The sequence below is a fragment of the Clostridium carboxidivorans P7 genome (assembly GCF_001038625.1).
Taxonomy (GTDB): Bacteria; Bacillota; Clostridia; order Clostridiales; family Clostridiaceae; genus Clostridium_AM; species Clostridium_AM carboxidivorans.
In genome coordinates, this window is sequence record NZ_CP011803.1 from 5561918 (window position 1) to 5577404 (window position 15487).

The 15487-nt window shown below is 28.7% G+C and carries 19 protein-coding genes; all 19 read left to right on the top strand.

The window, feature by feature from the left end:
- Positions 1-126: 126 nt before the first annotated feature.
- The 19 genes from flgM (at position 127) to Ccar_RS25075 (ending at position 15483) form a co-directional block, all read left to right on the top strand.
- Positions 127-393: a flagellar biosynthesis anti-sigma factor FlgM gene (flgM, locus tag Ccar_RS24990; protein ID WP_007059601.1), complete on the top strand. Its 267-nt coding sequence runs from the start codon at positions 127-129 to the stop codon at positions 391-393.
- A 14-nt stretch (positions 394-407) separates the two neighbouring features.
- Positions 408-818 carry a flagellar protein FlgN gene (locus Ccar_RS24995; protein ID WP_007059600.1) on the top strand — a complete coding sequence of 137 codons (411 nt, stop codon included), beginning with the start codon at positions 408-410 and terminating at the stop codon, positions 816-818.
- A 12-nt stretch (positions 819-830) separates the two neighbouring features.
- A complete protein-coding gene (gene flgK, locus Ccar_RS25000; protein ID WP_007059599.1) occupies positions 831-2780 on the top strand; it encodes a flagellar hook-associated protein FlgK in 1950 nt (649 codons plus the stop codon).
- Positions 2781-2799: 19 nt separating this feature from the next.
- A complete protein-coding gene (gene flgL / locus Ccar_RS25005; RefSeq protein ID WP_007059598.1) occupies positions 2800-4152 on the top strand; it encodes a flagellar hook-associated protein FlgL in 1353 nt (450 codons plus the stop codon).
- A gap of 31 nt (positions 4153-4183) precedes the next feature.
- Complete coding sequence (fliW, locus tag Ccar_RS25010) at positions 4184-4609, top strand: flagellar assembly protein FliW (RefSeq protein ID WP_007059597.1); 426 nt, start codon at positions 4184-4186, stop codon at positions 4607-4609.
- A gap of 73 nt (positions 4610-4682) precedes the next feature.
- The gene (csrA, locus tag Ccar_RS25015; protein ID WP_007059596.1) at positions 4683-4901 is read left to right on the top strand and encodes a carbon storage regulator CsrA; all 219 of its coding nucleotides are present in this window, start codon (positions 4683-4685) and stop codon (positions 4899-4901) included.
- Between the two features lie 31 nt (positions 4902-4932).
- Positions 4933-5100 (top strand): hypothetical protein, encoded by a 168-nt coding sequence (locus Ccar_RS27185; RefSeq protein ID WP_007059595.1) that lies wholly within the window; start codon positions 4933-4935, stop codon positions 5098-5100.
- 32 nt (positions 5101-5132) lie between these two features.
- Positions 5133-5324 carry a flagellar protein FlaG gene (locus Ccar_RS25020; protein ID WP_007059594.1) on the top strand — a complete coding sequence of 64 codons (192 nt, stop codon included), beginning with the start codon at positions 5133-5135 and terminating at the stop codon, positions 5322-5324.
- A gap of 46 nt (positions 5325-5370) precedes the next feature.
- The gene (locus Ccar_RS25025) at positions 5371-5679 is read left to right on the top strand and encodes a hypothetical protein (RefSeq protein ID WP_007059593.1); all 309 of its coding nucleotides are present in this window, start codon (positions 5371-5373) and stop codon (positions 5677-5679) included.
- Positions 5680-5817: 138 nt separating this feature from the next.
- On the top strand, positions 5818-6204 hold the full coding sequence (gene fliS, locus Ccar_RS25030) for a flagellar export chaperone FliS (protein ID WP_007059592.1): 387 nt from the start codon (positions 5818-5820) through the stop codon (positions 6202-6204).
- 86 nt (positions 6205-6290) lie between these two features.
- Positions 6291-6758 carry a flagellar cap protein FliD N-terminal domain-containing protein gene (locus tag Ccar_RS25035; protein ID WP_007059591.1) on the top strand — a complete coding sequence of 156 codons (468 nt, stop codon included), beginning with the start codon at positions 6291-6293 and terminating at the stop codon, positions 6756-6758.
- Complete coding sequence (gene fliD, locus Ccar_RS25040) at positions 6731-8278, top strand: flagellar filament capping protein FliD (protein ID WP_007059590.1); 1548 nt, start codon at positions 6731-6733, stop codon at positions 8276-8278. The genes Ccar_RS25035 and fliD overlap by 28 nt, the downstream gene beginning before the upstream one ends.
- Positions 8279-8293: 15 nt before the next feature.
- On the top strand, positions 8294-8635 hold the full coding sequence (fliT, locus tag Ccar_RS25045; RefSeq protein ID WP_007064792.1) for a flagellar protein FliT: 342 nt from the start codon (positions 8294-8296) through the stop codon (positions 8633-8635).
- 241 nt (positions 8636-8876) lie between these two features.
- On the top strand, positions 8877-10076 hold the full coding sequence (locus tag Ccar_RS25050) for a flagellin N-terminal helical domain-containing protein (protein ID WP_007059588.1): 1200 nt from the start codon (positions 8877-8879) through the stop codon (positions 10074-10076).
- Between the two features lie 92 nt (positions 10077-10168).
- Positions 10169-12076: a motility associated factor glycosyltransferase family protein gene (locus tag Ccar_RS25055; RefSeq protein WP_007059587.1), complete on the top strand. Its 1908-nt coding sequence runs from the start codon at positions 10169-10171 to the stop codon at positions 12074-12076.
- Positions 12066-12665, top strand: a complete 600-nt coding sequence (locus tag Ccar_RS25060) for a hypothetical protein (protein ID WP_007064791.1) — start codon at positions 12066-12068, stop codon at positions 12663-12665. Before Ccar_RS25055 ends, Ccar_RS25060 begins: the two co-directional genes overlap by 11 nt.
- 103 nt (positions 12666-12768) lie before the next feature.
- Complete coding sequence (locus tag Ccar_RS25065; protein ID WP_007059585.1) at positions 12769-13689, top strand: class I SAM-dependent methyltransferase; 921 nt, start codon at positions 12769-12771, stop codon at positions 13687-13689.
- Between the two features lie 129 nt (positions 13690-13818).
- A complete protein-coding gene (locus tag Ccar_RS25070) occupies positions 13819-14562 on the top strand; it encodes a cytidylyltransferase domain-containing protein (RefSeq protein ID WP_007059584.1) in 744 nt (247 codons plus the stop codon).
- Between the two features lie 18 nt (positions 14563-14580).
- The gene (locus Ccar_RS25075; RefSeq protein WP_007059583.1) at positions 14581-15483 is read left to right on the top strand and encodes a dTDP-4-dehydrorhamnose reductase family protein; all 903 of its coding nucleotides are present in this window, start codon (positions 14581-14583) and stop codon (positions 15481-15483) included.
- The last annotated feature ends 4 nt before the right edge of the window (positions 15484-15487 follow it).

Below are 15487 nucleotides of genomic sequence, written 5' to 3' on the forward strand. Positions count from 1 at the left end.
GAAGTAAAAATAAAGGTTTTTCTTTTATTATCAGGTATAAACATTGGATTTATATACCCGATAATACTATTAGCAATGCATAGAAGAGAAGTTGTTTCACTTGATAAATGTTAGGAGTGTATGATTATGAAAGTGAATGGAATTAATCCGAATAAAGTTATAAGTCTTTATTCAGAGCATAAAAAAAACATAGAAAAAAAAGATCAAGTTCAAAAGAATGATACTGTTCAGATATCCTCATTAGGTAAAAGTTTGAGCTCCTATTCATTAGATGATAAGTTCGTAAATTCAAAAGAAAAAATAGAGAGACTAACTAATGAAGTAAAAAATGGTACTTACAATATAGATTCAAGATTAGTTGCAGAAAAGATGATTGAAGAAATGAAAATGTAAAATGGAGGTATATGATGAACGCGTCTGAATTAAATTCAGTAATAAATGAAGAACATAAAGCACTTCAAACACTGCTATCTTGTTTAGATGAACAGTTTCAATATTTAACAAAGAGGGAAGTTTTTGCACTGGATGCTGTAAGAGGTAAGATAGAACAAAGCAGTAAGGTGTTGGCTTCCCTTGAAATGAAAAGAAGAAGTTTAACTAATGGTAAGGACATGAGTGAAATAGTTTTGCAGCTTAGGGATGAAGAGCTTGAAAAAAGTTATAGGAATATAAAAAAGCTTTTAGATGCTGTAGTCTTACAAAAAGATACAAATGATGTTTTAATCAAGCAGCAGCTTGGTTTTACAACTCAAATGCTTAATTTTTTAAATCCTAATAAAGCACCTAAAACTTATAATTCATATGGAAAAAGAAGATAGGGAGGAAACGTAATGTCTGGTTTATTTGGAACTTTAAATATATCAAAAAGTGGAATGTTTGCTCAACAAAGGTGTATAGATGTAACATCTCACAATATAGCTAATGCTAATACAGATGGATATTCAAGACAAAGGGCGGAATTGCAAACTACAAAACCTTTTCCAATGCCTAGTGTAAATAATGCAGTAGGCCCAGGACAGTTAGGAACTGGTGTTGAAGTAACTACAATAGATAGAATAAGAGACAGTTTTCTCGACTATCAAATAAGAGTAGAAAAAGGCGTTGATGGTCAGTATAAAGGAAGAGATAAGTTTCTAAGTCAACTAGAAAATATAATGAATGAGCCTACAGATACGGGTATATCTAAGGATATAGGAAACTTTTTTGATGCATGGAATACCTTGGGAACAAATGCCAAGGAATCCAATTCAAGATCTATAGTTGCACAAAATACATTAACCCTTACTACTGACTTGAATCATACTTATAATGAATTGGAAAAATTAAAGGAAAATACTCAAACTGTTATTAAAGATGATGTTTTTGATATAAATAGTAAATTAAAACAAATAGATCAATTAAATCGAGAAATAATACAGGTTAGGGTAGCAGGAAATAATCCAAATGATTTAATGGACAGAAGGGATTTGCTTTTAGATCAATTAAGTGAAAAATTTGGAATAACTGTTGATAGAAAACAATTTGAAGGAAATGATGTAACAACATCTGATGATGCAAAATCAAAAGATGTAGGAGATGATGGAAGACCACCTTTAGCTGCGGATGGTACTACTAATCTTAATCTTGTGCAGGCCAATTTTCCAGATCAAGCATGTAGATTTTCTTATGTAGATAGTATACAGCCAGCGGATGGTCAAAAGGTTGGTGATGCAGGAAAGTATACTGTAGTTTATTATAAAAATGGAGATAAAACTGATAGTTCTAATGCAGTAACTATAACTGTAGATATACAAGATAGTACAGATAAAAATGGAGTTACAACTACTGCAGCAGATAAATATAAACAGTTAAATCAATGTAGAGTTTTATGGGCAGATAATAATGGAGTAGCTCTTAGTGTAGATACATCTTCTAAATCTCAAGGAGTAGTATCAGGTAACCTTTCAGCAGGAAGTTCAATAAAATTTGAAAATTTAAAAATGTTTCAGCCTCCCTCTGGAGAGCTTAAAGGATATATGTCTGTTCAAAAGGATATAGATACTTATGAAGGACAATTAAATAAATTTGCAAAAGCATTGGCTTTTGCAGTTAATGGTATAGAAAGTCAGGAAAAGAATGCAGTTGTAGATGTTACTGATAGTAAAGGAAATATTATTGAGGTAAACAATTTTTTTGTAAATGCAGATGCGCAAAAAAAAGGAGTATACACTGGTACGGATCTAAGTAAGATAGAAGATGCAGAAGCTGATATTACAGCAGGAAATATTACTATAAATCAAGCTATAATAGATGATCCTATGAAGATAAAGACTGCAGCTAAATATGATGGAAATAATAAACCTTTAACAGGTGAAAGTGATGGAAACAGAGCAGTGGCAGTGGAAACTTTAAGAGATAGCCTTATGACTATTCAGAATATAGATCCAGATAATTCTACCAAAACTAAAAAATCAGATTTCCTTGATGGCATATTTGAAGTGAATTCAAAACTAGGAGTAAATGCAATAATCAATAAAACTAGTGGAATGACTTTAGACAGCTATTTTAAAGATACAGTTGATAGACTTGGAATTCAAGAGCAGGAAGCAAAGAAGACTGTAACAAATCAAGCAAGTCTTCTAGCAGGCTTTACACAGTCTAGGGACTCCGTATCAGGAGTATCATTGGATGAGGAAATGGCAAATTTAGTTCAATTTCAACACTGCTATCAAGCTAATGCAAAGCTTATATCTACTGTAGATCAGCTTCTAGATGTGGTAATAAATGGACTTAAGAAGTAAAAAAACGAGGTGATATTTAATGAGAGTTACTAATAAAATGCTTGCAAATAATTATTTAACAGATATGAGTGCTAATCTAAATAATCTACAAAGAATTCAGAGGCAAATGTCAACAGGAAAGAATTTTACAAAGCCTTCAGATGATCCTTTTAATGTAGCTAGATCTATGCAAATGCACACAGCGATAGATGCAAATACACAATATAATAAAAATATAACCAATACTATAAATTGGTTAGATACCACAGATACTGCATTAAATCAACTTGGAAATGTATTTCAAAGCATAAGAGAAAAACTTGTAGCATCAGGAAATGCAGCTTATGGCTCTGATGAAAGGACTAAAATAAAGGATGAAATAAATCAGAGAATAGGCCAAATAGCTCAAATATTAAATACTACTTTTGCCGGTGAGTATGTTTTTGGTGGTACAAAAGGAGCATCTAAACCAGTTGATGCGAGCATGGATTCTTCAATTGGTCCAGTAGATAGTACTCTTGGTGGTGGAGTAGGAACTGTAGGTGGTAAATTTTATGGATCAGGTAATGCTAAGTTTAAAATAGAAATAGCAGAAGTTAACTCTTCAGGAAAGGCTACCAAAATAAATGTATCAAAAAGTACTGATAATGGTGCTACTTTTAAAGCAATTTCTTCATCCTCAATTCCGATTAATAAAGATGGAGCTTTTGACATAGGGAATGATTTAACTTTTACTATAGCAGATGCATCAAGCAACAAAGCAGCGGTTATAGATGCTACAACAAAACAGAAAACTTCAGATGGAAGTATCTACACTTTTGATTGCACTTCCTCTGGAAATGCGCAACTTATTTATTGCAAAGAGGATAAAACAGAATTAATTACAGATCCTAATAAAGCAACTACTGAAGATGTTTTACAGTTCGATATGATATCTAACAAGAGGCAAACAGAAATATCTCAAGGCGTTTTAGTTGAGTATAATGTTTCAGCTTCGGATGTAATAAAGTACGGTGATGGGGATAGTGATGATTTGAGAAGTTTGCTTTCTAGAATTATAAATAACTTAGATGGAAAAGATAATGATGGAAATAGTAATGAAAGCATAGCTACTAAAGCTTTAACTAATGATGATTTAGCAGATTTAGATAAAGCAATTAAACAGACTTTAAAAATCCGTTCTGAAGTAGGTGCAAAACAAAATAGAATGGATAGTGCTAAAGAACAAAATGTTCAAGGAAATGCTGATATGACTGATATACTTTCAAAAACAGAAGATATAGATGTAACTGAAAAGGTTATGGAATTTGCTACAATGCAAACTGTTTATTTAGCATCATTACAAACTAGTGCAAAGGTATTACAGCCAACACTTATGGACTATATGAGGTAAAGTTAGGAGTTAAGGATAAGAGGGTGTTAAAATGGAACTATCAACAAAATACCATGGAATAAGGAAATATGATCAAAATGATGTTATTATATTTAAAAAAGGAATTCCAGGCTTTGAACATTTGAAAAAATTTATTCTTTTCTCAGTAGAAGAAAATGAAGTGTTCAGCATACTTCATTCTATAGATGATGAAGCTGTAGGATTTGTGGTGATTTCTCCTTTCTTTTATATTAAAGATTATGAATTTGATTTAGAAGATGAAAAATTAAAAGAATTAGAAATTGAAAAAGAAGAAGATGTTTTAGTTTTAAATACAGTAACTTTGAGTACCAATATTTCAGATATAACAATAAATTTAAAAGCACCTATAGTAATAAATGTAAAAAATAAAACAGGAGAGCAAATAATATTGGATAATCCTAATTATGTTATCAAGCATTTATTATTTAAAAAATAATTTATATTTTGAAAGGCATAATATATTTAAGAATTACCTTGAGAAATTTTAAAACTCCTGGGGAGATGATGAAATGTTAGTTATAAGCAGAAAAAAAGGAGAATCTATTTTGCTTGGAAAAGATATAGAAATTACTGTTGTAAAAATAGATGATAGTTCAGTGAAACTTTCTATATCAGCACCTAAAAATATAACAATTTTAAGAAAAGAATTATATAAAGAAGTAGAACATGAAAATATAAATGCAGCAGCTGCAGATATAAGTATACTTAAAAAGTTAAAAATCAAATAATTATATTAATATTGAAAAGGAGTGTTTGAACATGGAGGTTAAAGGATTAAGTCAAGGAGGACAGGGTGTTTTTGCATCTAACGCTTCAGTACAAAGTTTAAATGTTAGTAACAAAGCTCAAAATAGCATTGATTTGAATTTAAAAGTTTCTCAAGATAATAAAACATTAAAAGCGATGAAGGTAAAGAAAAAAAAATAAGTGAAGTAGAAATAAAACAAGCAGTAGATAAAATGAATAAATTACTTGAAGGAAAACAGACACATGTAGAATATGCACCAGTAGGTAGGGCAAAACACATGGGAATAAAAATAGTTGATAACGAAACACAAGAGGTAATTCAGGAATTACCTCCTACAAAAATTGTGGAAATGATAGATAAACTTTGTGAATTGGCAGGAATAATGGTAGATCAAAGGGTTTAAATAAACCAATAATTAATAATTTTTAATTATTAAAGGAGGTGCTTCTATGGAATTTAGATTAAATAAAATAGAACCTGAAGTACGTCAAAGGGTTAAAGAAACTACTAGCGCTGGTAAAGTTCATACTAAAAGCGGTATATCTATAAACAAGGATAATGAAAATAAAAATAATAAGAACGGAAATAGTTTTGCTTCTGAACTTGAAAAGGAAAAAGAAAAGAAAAAAAAAGAAAAGAAATTTTTATCTGTTGATGCAGTAAAAGTTCAAGAAGTAGAAGTGCCAGCATATAAAGAACAGCAAGAAAGCAAATCTCAGGAAGAAATATCAGGACATATTTTAGATGTGAGAAAATAATTATTAGAGAATTAGTTTTTTTATTTAATGTTAATTCTCAAGCTTTTATTAAATAATATAGATTTACTTACGATAATACGAATATAGAAATATATTTTAGTACAATTCACATTGTTACGTAAAAGGAGTGTTTAAAGTATGTACGCACAAAATGCATATAAAACATATAAAACTAACAGTATAAATTATGCATCAAGAGAGCAATTACTACTTATGTTGGTAGATGGAGCTGTAAAATTTTCAAAAATAGGAAGACAGGCAATTATAGATAAAGATGTGAAAAAGGCACATGAAAATATAGTAAAAACTCAGAACATATTTTTTGAATTAATGGCAACATTAGATATAAATGCAGGTGGAGACTGGGCAAAAAGTTTAATGAATGTATATGATTTTATAGCAAGAAGACTTATAGATGCTAATATGAAAAAAGATTTGGCCATAATGGACGAGCTTATTCCTTTAATAGAAAATATAAAGGATACCTGGGAACAGGCTTATAAACTATCCAAGGGTGGAAAGTAAATTTAAATTATCAATAAATAGTTTCAAGAAATAAGATATAAAATATAAAAATGTTATTTATATTCTAAAAATAGGGAGGTATAAATATGAGTGATGTAAGTACTGCTTATTCCGGCACAACTGGAGCAGGTGGAGGAAGTAGATTAAGAATAACAGGTATGGCTTCAGGTCTTGATGTAGATGCTACGGTAAAAAAAATGTTGACACCTGAGCAGACAGCAATAGATAAGGCTAATCAAACTCAACAGATAAATCAATGGAGAAATGATGCTTATTTAGACATTATAAAAGACTTAAAGGATTTGCAAAATACTTATTTTAGTTCAACAAGTGCGGATAGTTTGACAAGAGCGTCTAACTATTCATCATTTGACATTAGTAGCTCTACACCTGCTGTAGCTACAGCTACAGCAAACTCTGGAGCAGTAGAGGGAACTTATATTGTTAAGGTTAACCAATTGGCAAAGGCAGCTAGTGTGAGAGGGCAAACCTTAAATAGTCAAGTGAAAATTAATGATATTGCTGGATGGGGGGGGGGGCAGGTAAATCCATAACACTTGATGCAAGTGCAAATCCTATAGATATGTCAGGATTTTCAGGAACAACAGCTGCAAGTTTAGCTAGTTATATTAATGGCAAGATAACTGCAGACTCTAGCTTGAGTGGTAAGTTGTCAGCATCAGTTGTTTCAGATAGCACTGGGGATTATATTAAATTTAATTCTTTAACAAGTACTAATGTTAAAATTACTGGTACTACTATAAATGACCTTTCAGCATTAAGTGGAAATACTATAATATCAACAACATCATCAACGAAGTTGACAGATTTAGGTTCAAATTTAAATACAAGTTTAACTCTAAATCTTAATTATAATGGAACTAACAAAACTGTTACTTTAGATAATACAAAAGGAGATAAAACTATAGCAGACTTAGCTGCAGCTATAAGTCAGAAAACTGGAGGGGACGTTACAGCTTCATTAGATGAGGTTACAGGAGCGTTTAAACTACAGACTAAAGCTACAGGAAGTTCTACATCTATTAGTGTTATAACAAATTACTCAAACTCAGGAAGTTCAGATACAACTCCAGCGTTATCTTCAGCATTAAAGTTAACATTAGGTTCAAGTGATCAGGGTAAAGATGCAAATGTAACAATAACTGCACCTGGAGGAACAGCAACAACTGTAACAGAAAGCTCCAATAATTTTACTATGAATAATATTAATTACAGATTAACTAGTGATGATCCTGCTAATAATACAACTAATTTAACAGTAACTGCCAATGTAGATAAAGTTTTTGATAGAATAGTGGCATTTAAAGATAAATATAATGCTTTGGTAAATAAAATATATACAAAGCTTACAGAAAAGAAGAGTTCGGACTATCCACCACTTACAGATGCACAAAAAAGTGCAATGAAAGATTCAGATATACAGACATGGAATGATAAGGCTAAGGTAGGAATACTCAGAAATGATGATAGACTTCAAAACTTACTTTCCGATTTAAGAGGTGTATTTTATACACCTGTAAACGGATCAGCTATGAATTTTGGTAGTAAAAATTTAGGGTTGGATTTATCGGATGACGTCACAAAACCTGGACAGTTAGAATTTAGATTAGACAATGGTGAGCAAAATTTCAAGGATGCATTACGAAATAATGGAGCAGATGTAATGAGTTTATTCTTAAAATCTCCAACAAGCACTGCTAAAATAGGAGATAAGAATTATTATGATACAACTTACAAAGAAGAAGGCATAATGAATAGAATACAAGATGCTTTAACAAATAACGTAGGGCTTCCAGGCATTGGATTTAGTACGGATACTAAAGGAATATTGACAAAATATGCTAATTTACAAGATGATTTTAGCATGTTAGGTTCAGCAGGAACTGGAACTTTAAAGGATCAAATATATCAGCAAACTAATGTTATAAAAACTCTTACTGATAAATTTAAGGATAAACAGGAAGCATATTATCAGAAATTCTCAAAACTTGAAACGGCTATGGAAACATTGAATTCCCAACAATCTCAACTTTCTTCACTTTTAGGCCAATAGAATGGAGAATAGCATATGGAAAATGAACTGGAAAAGGGTTTAAGAGAATATAGAGAGTGTACTATAGAACTTATAGAATGCCTTGAGAAAGAAGATTATGATTCGTTAGAGTATTTTTTTAATAAAAGACAGCAAATTTTAGATGAACTTAGTAATTCAAATTATACTAAAGAAGAGTTTTATAGAGTTTCACAAGAATTAGAGTTGTTAGTTTATCATAAAAAACTAAATGATTTGATGATTGAGAAAAGAGATAAAGTAAAACAACAGATTAATAGATTAGCAAAAAACAAAAATGCAAGTAATATGTATAATAGAAGAGGATATGGCGCTAAGATATTTAGTAAGAAAATATAAAAAAATAAAAAAACAGTAAAGTAATATTAAAAAGTAACGATAAAACTAATACAAATATTAAAACAAAAAGAAATAAAAAAACACTAAAGTAGACAAAAATAACTACGATAATTAAAGTAGAAGACAAAAAATAAGACAAGCTAAAGATCAATTAATCTAGTTAGTAGGCTCAAAGGGCTTAACTATAAATAAAAAACAGTGTACAAGGAAGTGCACTTTAAAAATCAAGGAGGAATTTATTATGATAATTAATCACAACATGAACGCAATGAACGCTCATAGAAACATGGCAATGAACACAAATGCAGCAGGAAAATCAATGGAAAAATTAAGCTCAGGTTTAAGAATAAACAGAGCAGGAGATGATGCTGCAGGACTAGCAATCTCTGAAAAAATGAGAGGACAGATCAGAGGTTTTGACCAAGCTTCAAGAAATGGACAAGATTCTATATCACTTATCCAAACAGCTGAAGGTGCTTTAAATGAAACTCACAGCATCCTTCAAAGAATGAGAGAACTTGCAGTTCAATCAGCAAATGATACAAATACTTCAACAGATAGAACATCTATCCAGGATGAAATCAAACAATTAACTCAAGAAGTAAACAGAATAGCTAATACTACTGAATTTAATACTAAGAAGTTATTAAACGGAGATTTAAAAGGTGTATCTGATTTCCAAAAAGCTGTTCAAAAATCAGATGTAACATTTGCTAATGGTAATGTTAAGCTTAGTAATACATCAACTAATCTTAGTGTATTCGCAAAAACAGATGTTATTAGAATTAACTTTGTAAAAACTGTATCAACAGGTGCTACATTCTCAGCAAATACTGCTGGTGGTATATCAATTACTACTGTATTAGGTAACATTGATGCATCTAAAGTTACGTTTACTGCTAATGGTGACTTAGTAATTTCTGATGGTACAAATACAATTAAACTTAATATGACTAGTGGAAAAGACATAAGAAGTGGAGATACTATAACAATTTCTGTTAAAGCATTTGAGGCTGCAGAGACTGATTCTTCAAAACAAGCTAGAGCACAAATAGGAGCTAATGCAGGTCAGGAATTAGGAATAGGCATAGGTGATATGTCATCTAAAGCTTTAGGCCTTCAAAAAACAGATGGAACAGCATTAGATGTTACTTCACAAGCTAAAGCTTCAGGCGCAGTTACACTTATAAATAACGCAATTGAGAGAGTTTCAACTGAAAGATCAAAACTTGGTGCTTTCCAAAATAGATTGGAGCACACAATAAACAACTTGAATACTTCAAGTGAAAACTTACAAGCTTCAGAATCAAGAGTTAGAGATGTAGATATGGCTAATGAAATGACAACTTACTCTAAGAATAACATCTTAACTCAGGCTGCACAAGCTATGCTTGCACAAGCTAAATCACAACCAGAGCAAGTATTACAATTGTTAAGATAGTATAAGTTAGTTAAGTTTAGTACAAACTAAGGGCTGATCAGGAAATGATCAGCCTATTTGTTTATTAAGATACTTTAAAATGAGGTGAAAATTTGAATAAGGATATATTGCAAAAAAATATTTCTTCTATTTCAAAATATAACTATAGTGTTATTGATTTATATAATATTGATTTTTCAGATATTAATAATATATCAGAAGAAAAAGGTAACTCTAAATTTTCTATAATTTATTTTGAAAATAATTCAAAAAAGTATTTATTGCATAGTAAATATGACCCTATGAAAGAAGTGGAAAGATTAACTAAAAATATTGATTTTACTAAAGACAGCATAATAATAGTTTTTGGTATAGGTCTTGGTTATCATTTGCTAAAACTTAAAGAAAATATATCAAAAGATACTAGAGTTTTTGTTGTAGAATATAATACAGATGTATTAAAGTATACATTAGGTAATATAGAGTTAGCAAGTATTTTTGATACTCCGCAATTTTTCTTAATATTTGGTGATGAATTACAAATTAAAAGACAAATTCTATGTCAAGTCAGTTCGAACTTTTACAATATGGCAGGAAATATTCAATATGTAACCTTACCTAATTATTACATATATAATGATAAGAATACGGATGTAATGAAAGAAATACGAAGAAGATTAAGCACTTATATTGTTTCTTTTGGTAACTCTTTAGATGATATGCTTGATGGATTTAGAAATAATTATAAAAATATTGATGCTTTTATGAGAACAAATAGTATTAATGAATTAAAAGATAAATATAAAAATAAACCAGCTATAATTGTATCCTCTGGACCTTCACTTCAAAAAAATATAAAATATTTAAAAGAAGCAGAGGGTAAAGCTTTTATTATATCTTGTGATGCAAGTTTAAGAGCATGTGAATTAAATGATGTTAAACCTGATGCAGTTGCAAGTATTGAAAGGCTTAAAGAAACATATGAGTTTTATTATAAAGATAAGAATATAGATAATGATATTGTTCTTCTGGGACCTACTGTATTATGGCCACAAATTTTTGAAGAGTATAAAGGAAAAACTATCATTATGTCTAAAAATAGAGAAGGAGAAGAAGGTTGGTGGGCTAGCCATTTTGATAATATTGAACACGTAGATCAAGGACAGTCTTGTGCAACAGTTGCATTTGCAGTTGCAAAAGAAGCAGGATGTAACCCTATTATATTAATAGGACAAGATTTAGCTTATACAGATGGAAAGATTCATAGTGATATTACTCATACTGAATATCAAGGAGAAAATGATGAAAAGAATATGGGTATTGATACGGTGTATATGAAAGATTATAATGGAAATTCTATTAGGTCTAATTGGATATATCAAATGTTTAAAAATTGGTTTGAATACCAAATAATAATATCGCCACACATCGAAGTAATAGATGCTACAGAAGGCGGAGCATATATAGATAGTAGTAAGGTAATGACATTGAGAAATGCAATTAAAAAATATTGTAATAGTACTTTTGAGAATAAGATTGGAGATTATTTAAAGGATGTTAACATTACAAAGCTTGAAAAAATAAATAAGTATGATACTTTAATCCAAAGTATAAAGAGTGAGATTAAAGATTTAGAAAGCATTAAAAAAATTTCATCCAAGCATTACAAAAAATTAATGGATATTGCAAAAAATTATAATTTCGAAAAATGTACAGATAAAATGTTAGAGAAAATAGTTTTAAATATGCAATCAGGTGATAGTGTTATTCAAAAAGTACTAAATTCAAAAAGTGCAACAAAATTGTATTTTAAACAAATAATTGTGCAGACAATTATTAATGTAAAAAAAATAGGAAACACTTTAAGTAAAGAAAATGTGAAAAGAAATTATGAATTACAATTAAATCTTATGTATATGATAAAAGAAAGTTCACAAGTAATTATTGAAGAGTATAATAAAGCGTTAGAATATATTGTTTCAAAGAAGAAACATTTAAAGGGAGAAATTTATGAGAATTAAAGTTTTTAATGATATCATTGAAATTAAAAATGAACAATCTCAGATAGAAGAGGCTTTTGAAAAAATAAATAAAAAAATTAATGAAATGGGATTGTGTTTGAGTGGAATAAAAGTAAATGGAATAGATATTGAAAATGATTATAATAAGTATATTACAGATAATTTGAATATTATCGATATAATAGAAATTGTTTTAAAAACGCCTAAAGAAATTATTGATGATTATTTGAAATCAACTGTAATCTATTTAGAAAGAATGTTGCCTAAATTGGAATTATTGGTAGATGATATATATTTAGGATTTAGTAAAGATCTGTGGGGAAAATTTGCAGATTTTTTTGAGGGATTAGAGTCGATAACAAGAATATTAGAAATGTTGTGTGACAATAAAAAATTGTATCATGGTATAGATAACTGCATTATAATAAAAAAAAAGCTTTCTGAAGAAATTAAAAATTTATCAGAAGCATTTAAAATTGAAGATAGAGTTTATATAAGTGATTTAATAATTTATGAAATCAAAGTTACGTTAGAAAGTTTATATAAAGAAATAAATATTATATTAAATAAATGTAATTATATTATATAAGTATAGAACAACGATAAATTTTACAAATTGTATATGAAATTGTTGTTCTATTTTTTAAAATGGGATTAATTAATTAATTAATTATGAAGGTGGTAAAAGAGCTATGGACAATTTAAAAGAAATGTATAAAAACGGAAGTAACATTATGGAATATTTTCGAAGAATAAGCAATACTACTTCAAATAATTATGAATCAATTTTATATTCTTATGATTTACAGTCAGGAAGTTATAGGGATAATTATTATAACTCTATTTTACACAACATGCATAAAGATGGTAAAAAAGTATCTATAGAAGCAAAAAAGTTTCAACAAGAATATGGTAGTGCAATAGCTGATGTTTTTAATCAATTAAAATATTCTAATGTTTTAGAAGTTGGTGTTGGAGAAGCGACTACTTTATGTGATGTAGTAAAAAATTTGAATAATCAAGAAATAAATGTTAAAGGAATTGATATATCATTTTCAAGGATAGGATATGGTAATATTTTTATAAAAGAACAGGAAATAAAAAATATTTCACTTGGCATGGCTGATATGTTTAAACTGCCATTTGCGGATAATGCTTTTGATATTGTTTTTACATCACATTGTATAGAGCCTAATACTGATAGAGCAGAAGAAGCTGTAAATGAATTATATAGGGTAGCTAATAAATGGTTGATTCTTATTGAACCAGCATATGATTTAGGTAATGAAGAAACAAAGAAACATATGATTGAGCATGCTTATTGTACAAATTTGATTGATGTTATTTATAAATCTAAACTAAATGTAGTAGAACATAAATTATTTGGAATAGGAACATATAATAATCAAGCTGCTATTACAATAATTAAAAAAAACAATGAAAATGTATCATCAAATGCAAATTGGTCTTGTCCTATTTGCAAAAAGGAATTAATAAAAAGTGATGGAAATTATTTCTGTGAAGATTGTTCTACAATATTCCCTATTATAAAGAACATACCTTGTTTAACTACAGATTCAGCTATTTTGGGAAGCAAATATTTAGAATTATAATTTTTAATTTATAAAGAGGTTATATTAAAAGTGATAAATAAAAAAACTTAGAATGATTTTTTCTAAGTTTTTATTTATTTTATACGATAAAACAAGTATATTAATAATTTCTATAAGGAGAGTAAGTTTATGAATATTGTATGTATAATGCAAGCGAGAACAGGATCAACAAGGTTACCTGGTAAAGTATTAAGAAAAATATGTGGTAAGACTGTTTTAGAACATGATATAAATAGATTAAAAAAGTCTAATACTATAAATATAATAGTAGTTGCTACTACAACATTAGATCAAGATGATATTATAGTTGAAATTGCCAGGGAAGCCTCAGTTACATGTTTTAGAGGATCTCAAGATGATGTATTATCTAGATATTATTATGCTGCTAAGGAAAATAAAGCAGATGTTGTCATAAGAGTTACATCAGATTGTCCTTTAATAGATCCACAAATAATTGATTCTATGGTTAGAAAATTTATTGAATTAAGAAATAAGGAAAATATAGATTATTTAAGTAACAAAATAAAAATGACTTATCCTAGAGGATTAGATGTAGAAATTTTTACATTTGAAGCATTAGAAAGATGTTTTAATGAAGGATGCAAACCTTATGAAAGAGAACATGTTACACCATACATATATTTAAATCCTGATAAGTTTAGTTTTGTAAATTATGAAAATAATAATGACTATTCTAGATATAGATGGACATTGGATACAGAAGAAGATCTAAAACTTATTGAAATAATATATAATAATTTGTATAATGAAAAAAGTTTTTTTTATTTTGAGGATATATTAAAATTTGTATTAGATAATCCGGAAATTTCCAAGATTAATGAGGATGTAAGGCAAAAGGAACTTGGTGAATAGGAGGAAAACAATTTAATTATGAGTTATTGTAAAAAAATTTTGATTACTGGATCTAATGGAATGTTAGGTAAAGATTTAACTTCACTTTTCTCGAAAAATGATAACTTTGAAGTATTTGGTATAAATAGGAGTAATGATATAAATTTGAAAGATGACCATTATTTTGTATGCGATATCACTGATTTTGAAGAACTTAATAATATTCTAAAATACATAAATCCAGAAATAATAATTCATTGTGCAGCTAATGTAAATGTAGATGGATGTGAAAAAGATAAAAATTATGCATATAAATTAAATTCTGAGTCTACAAAAATTTTGTCCAGTTATAAATCAGAAAAAACAAAATTTATATATATATCTACAGATTCTATTTTTAATGGTGAAACAGGTAATTATAAGGAAGATGATAAAGCTAATCCTTTGAACTACTATGCCTTTAGCAAATTTGAAGGAGAAAATTTTGCTTTACTACAAAATAAGAATGCTATTATAATAAGAACTAACATATATGGTTTTCATAAACCTTATGGTAGTTCACTTGTAGAATGGGCATTAAAGAATTTAAAAAGCGAAAATAAAATTTCAGGATTTAATGATGTATATTTTAATCCAATATATACAGGCCAACTTGGGAAAATAGTAATGAAGCTGATTCAAATAGATTATAAAGGCATAATACATACAGGTTGTGAAAATTTTATTAATAAATATGAATTTTTAATAAGAATTGCACAAAAGTTTGGCTTAAATAATGAACTTATAGATGAAAGTTCTGTAGATAGCATAAATTTTAGCGCTAGAAGACCTAAAAATACAACTTTAAATATAACTAAGCTTAAAGGTTTAATTGATTTCACTATTACGCTTGAAGATGGATTAAATCAATTGTATATGGATTATATTAATCTAAAGGAGTGATGAC

What these genes read in the sequence shown, in the direction of transcription:
- flgM (WP_007059601.1), top strand. Translation starts at nt 127, where the DNA reads ATGAAAGTGAATGGAATTAATCCGAATAAAGTTATAAGTCTTTATTCA.
- flgL (WP_007059598.1), top strand. Translation starts at nt 2,800, where the DNA reads ATGAGAGTTACTAATAAAATGCTTGCAAATAATTATTTAACAGATATG.
- Ccar_RS24995 (WP_007059600.1), top strand. Translation starts at nt 408, where the DNA reads ATGAACGCGTCTGAATTAAATTCAGTAATAAATGAAGAACATAAAGCA.
- csrA (WP_007059596.1), top strand. Translation starts at nt 4,683, where the DNA reads ATGTTAGTTATAAGCAGAAAAAAAGGAGAATCTATTTTGCTTGGAAAA.
- Ccar_RS25035 (WP_007059591.1), top strand. Translation starts at nt 6,291, where the DNA reads ATGAGTGATGTAAGTACTGCTTATTCCGGCACAACTGGAGCAGGTGGA.
- Ccar_RS25060 (WP_007064791.1), top strand. Translation starts at nt 12,066, where the DNA reads ATGAGAATTAAAGTTTTTAATGATATCATTGAAATTAAAAATGAACAA.
- flgK (WP_007059599.1), top strand. Translation starts at nt 831, where the DNA reads ATGTCTGGTTTATTTGGAACTTTAAATATATCAAAAAGTGGAATGTTT.
- Ccar_RS25065 (WP_007059585.1), top strand. Translation starts at nt 12,769, where the DNA reads ATGGACAATTTAAAAGAAATGTATAAAAACGGAAGTAACATTATGGAA.
- fliD (WP_007059590.1), top strand. Translation starts at nt 6,731, where the DNA reads ATGGGGGGGGGGGCAGGTAAATCCATAACACTTGATGCAAGTGCAAAT.
- Ccar_RS25020 (WP_007059594.1), top strand. Translation starts at nt 5,133, where the DNA reads ATGAATAAATTACTTGAAGGAAAACAGACACATGTAGAATATGCACCA.
- fliW (WP_007059597.1), top strand. Translation starts at nt 4,184, where the DNA reads ATGGAACTATCAACAAAATACCATGGAATAAGGAAATATGATCAAAAT.
- Ccar_RS25025 (WP_007059593.1), top strand. Translation starts at nt 5,371, where the DNA reads ATGGAATTTAGATTAAATAAAATAGAACCTGAAGTACGTCAAAGGGTT.
- Ccar_RS25070 (WP_007059584.1), top strand. Translation starts at nt 13,819, where the DNA reads ATGAATATTGTATGTATAATGCAAGCGAGAACAGGATCAACAAGGTTA.
- fliT (WP_007064792.1), top strand. Translation starts at nt 8,294, where the DNA reads ATGGAAAATGAACTGGAAAAGGGTTTAAGAGAATATAGAGAGTGTACT.
- Ccar_RS27185 (WP_007059595.1), top strand. Translation starts at nt 4,933, where the DNA reads ATGGAGGTTAAAGGATTAAGTCAAGGAGGACAGGGTGTTTTTGCATCT.
- Ccar_RS25050 (WP_007059588.1), top strand. Translation starts at nt 8,877, where the DNA reads ATGATAATTAATCACAACATGAACGCAATGAACGCTCATAGAAACATG.
- fliS (WP_007059592.1), top strand. Translation starts at nt 5,818, where the DNA reads ATGTACGCACAAAATGCATATAAAACATATAAAACTAACAGTATAAAT.
- Ccar_RS25075 (WP_007059583.1), top strand. Translation starts at nt 14,581, where the DNA reads ATGAGTTATTGTAAAAAAATTTTGATTACTGGATCTAATGGAATGTTA.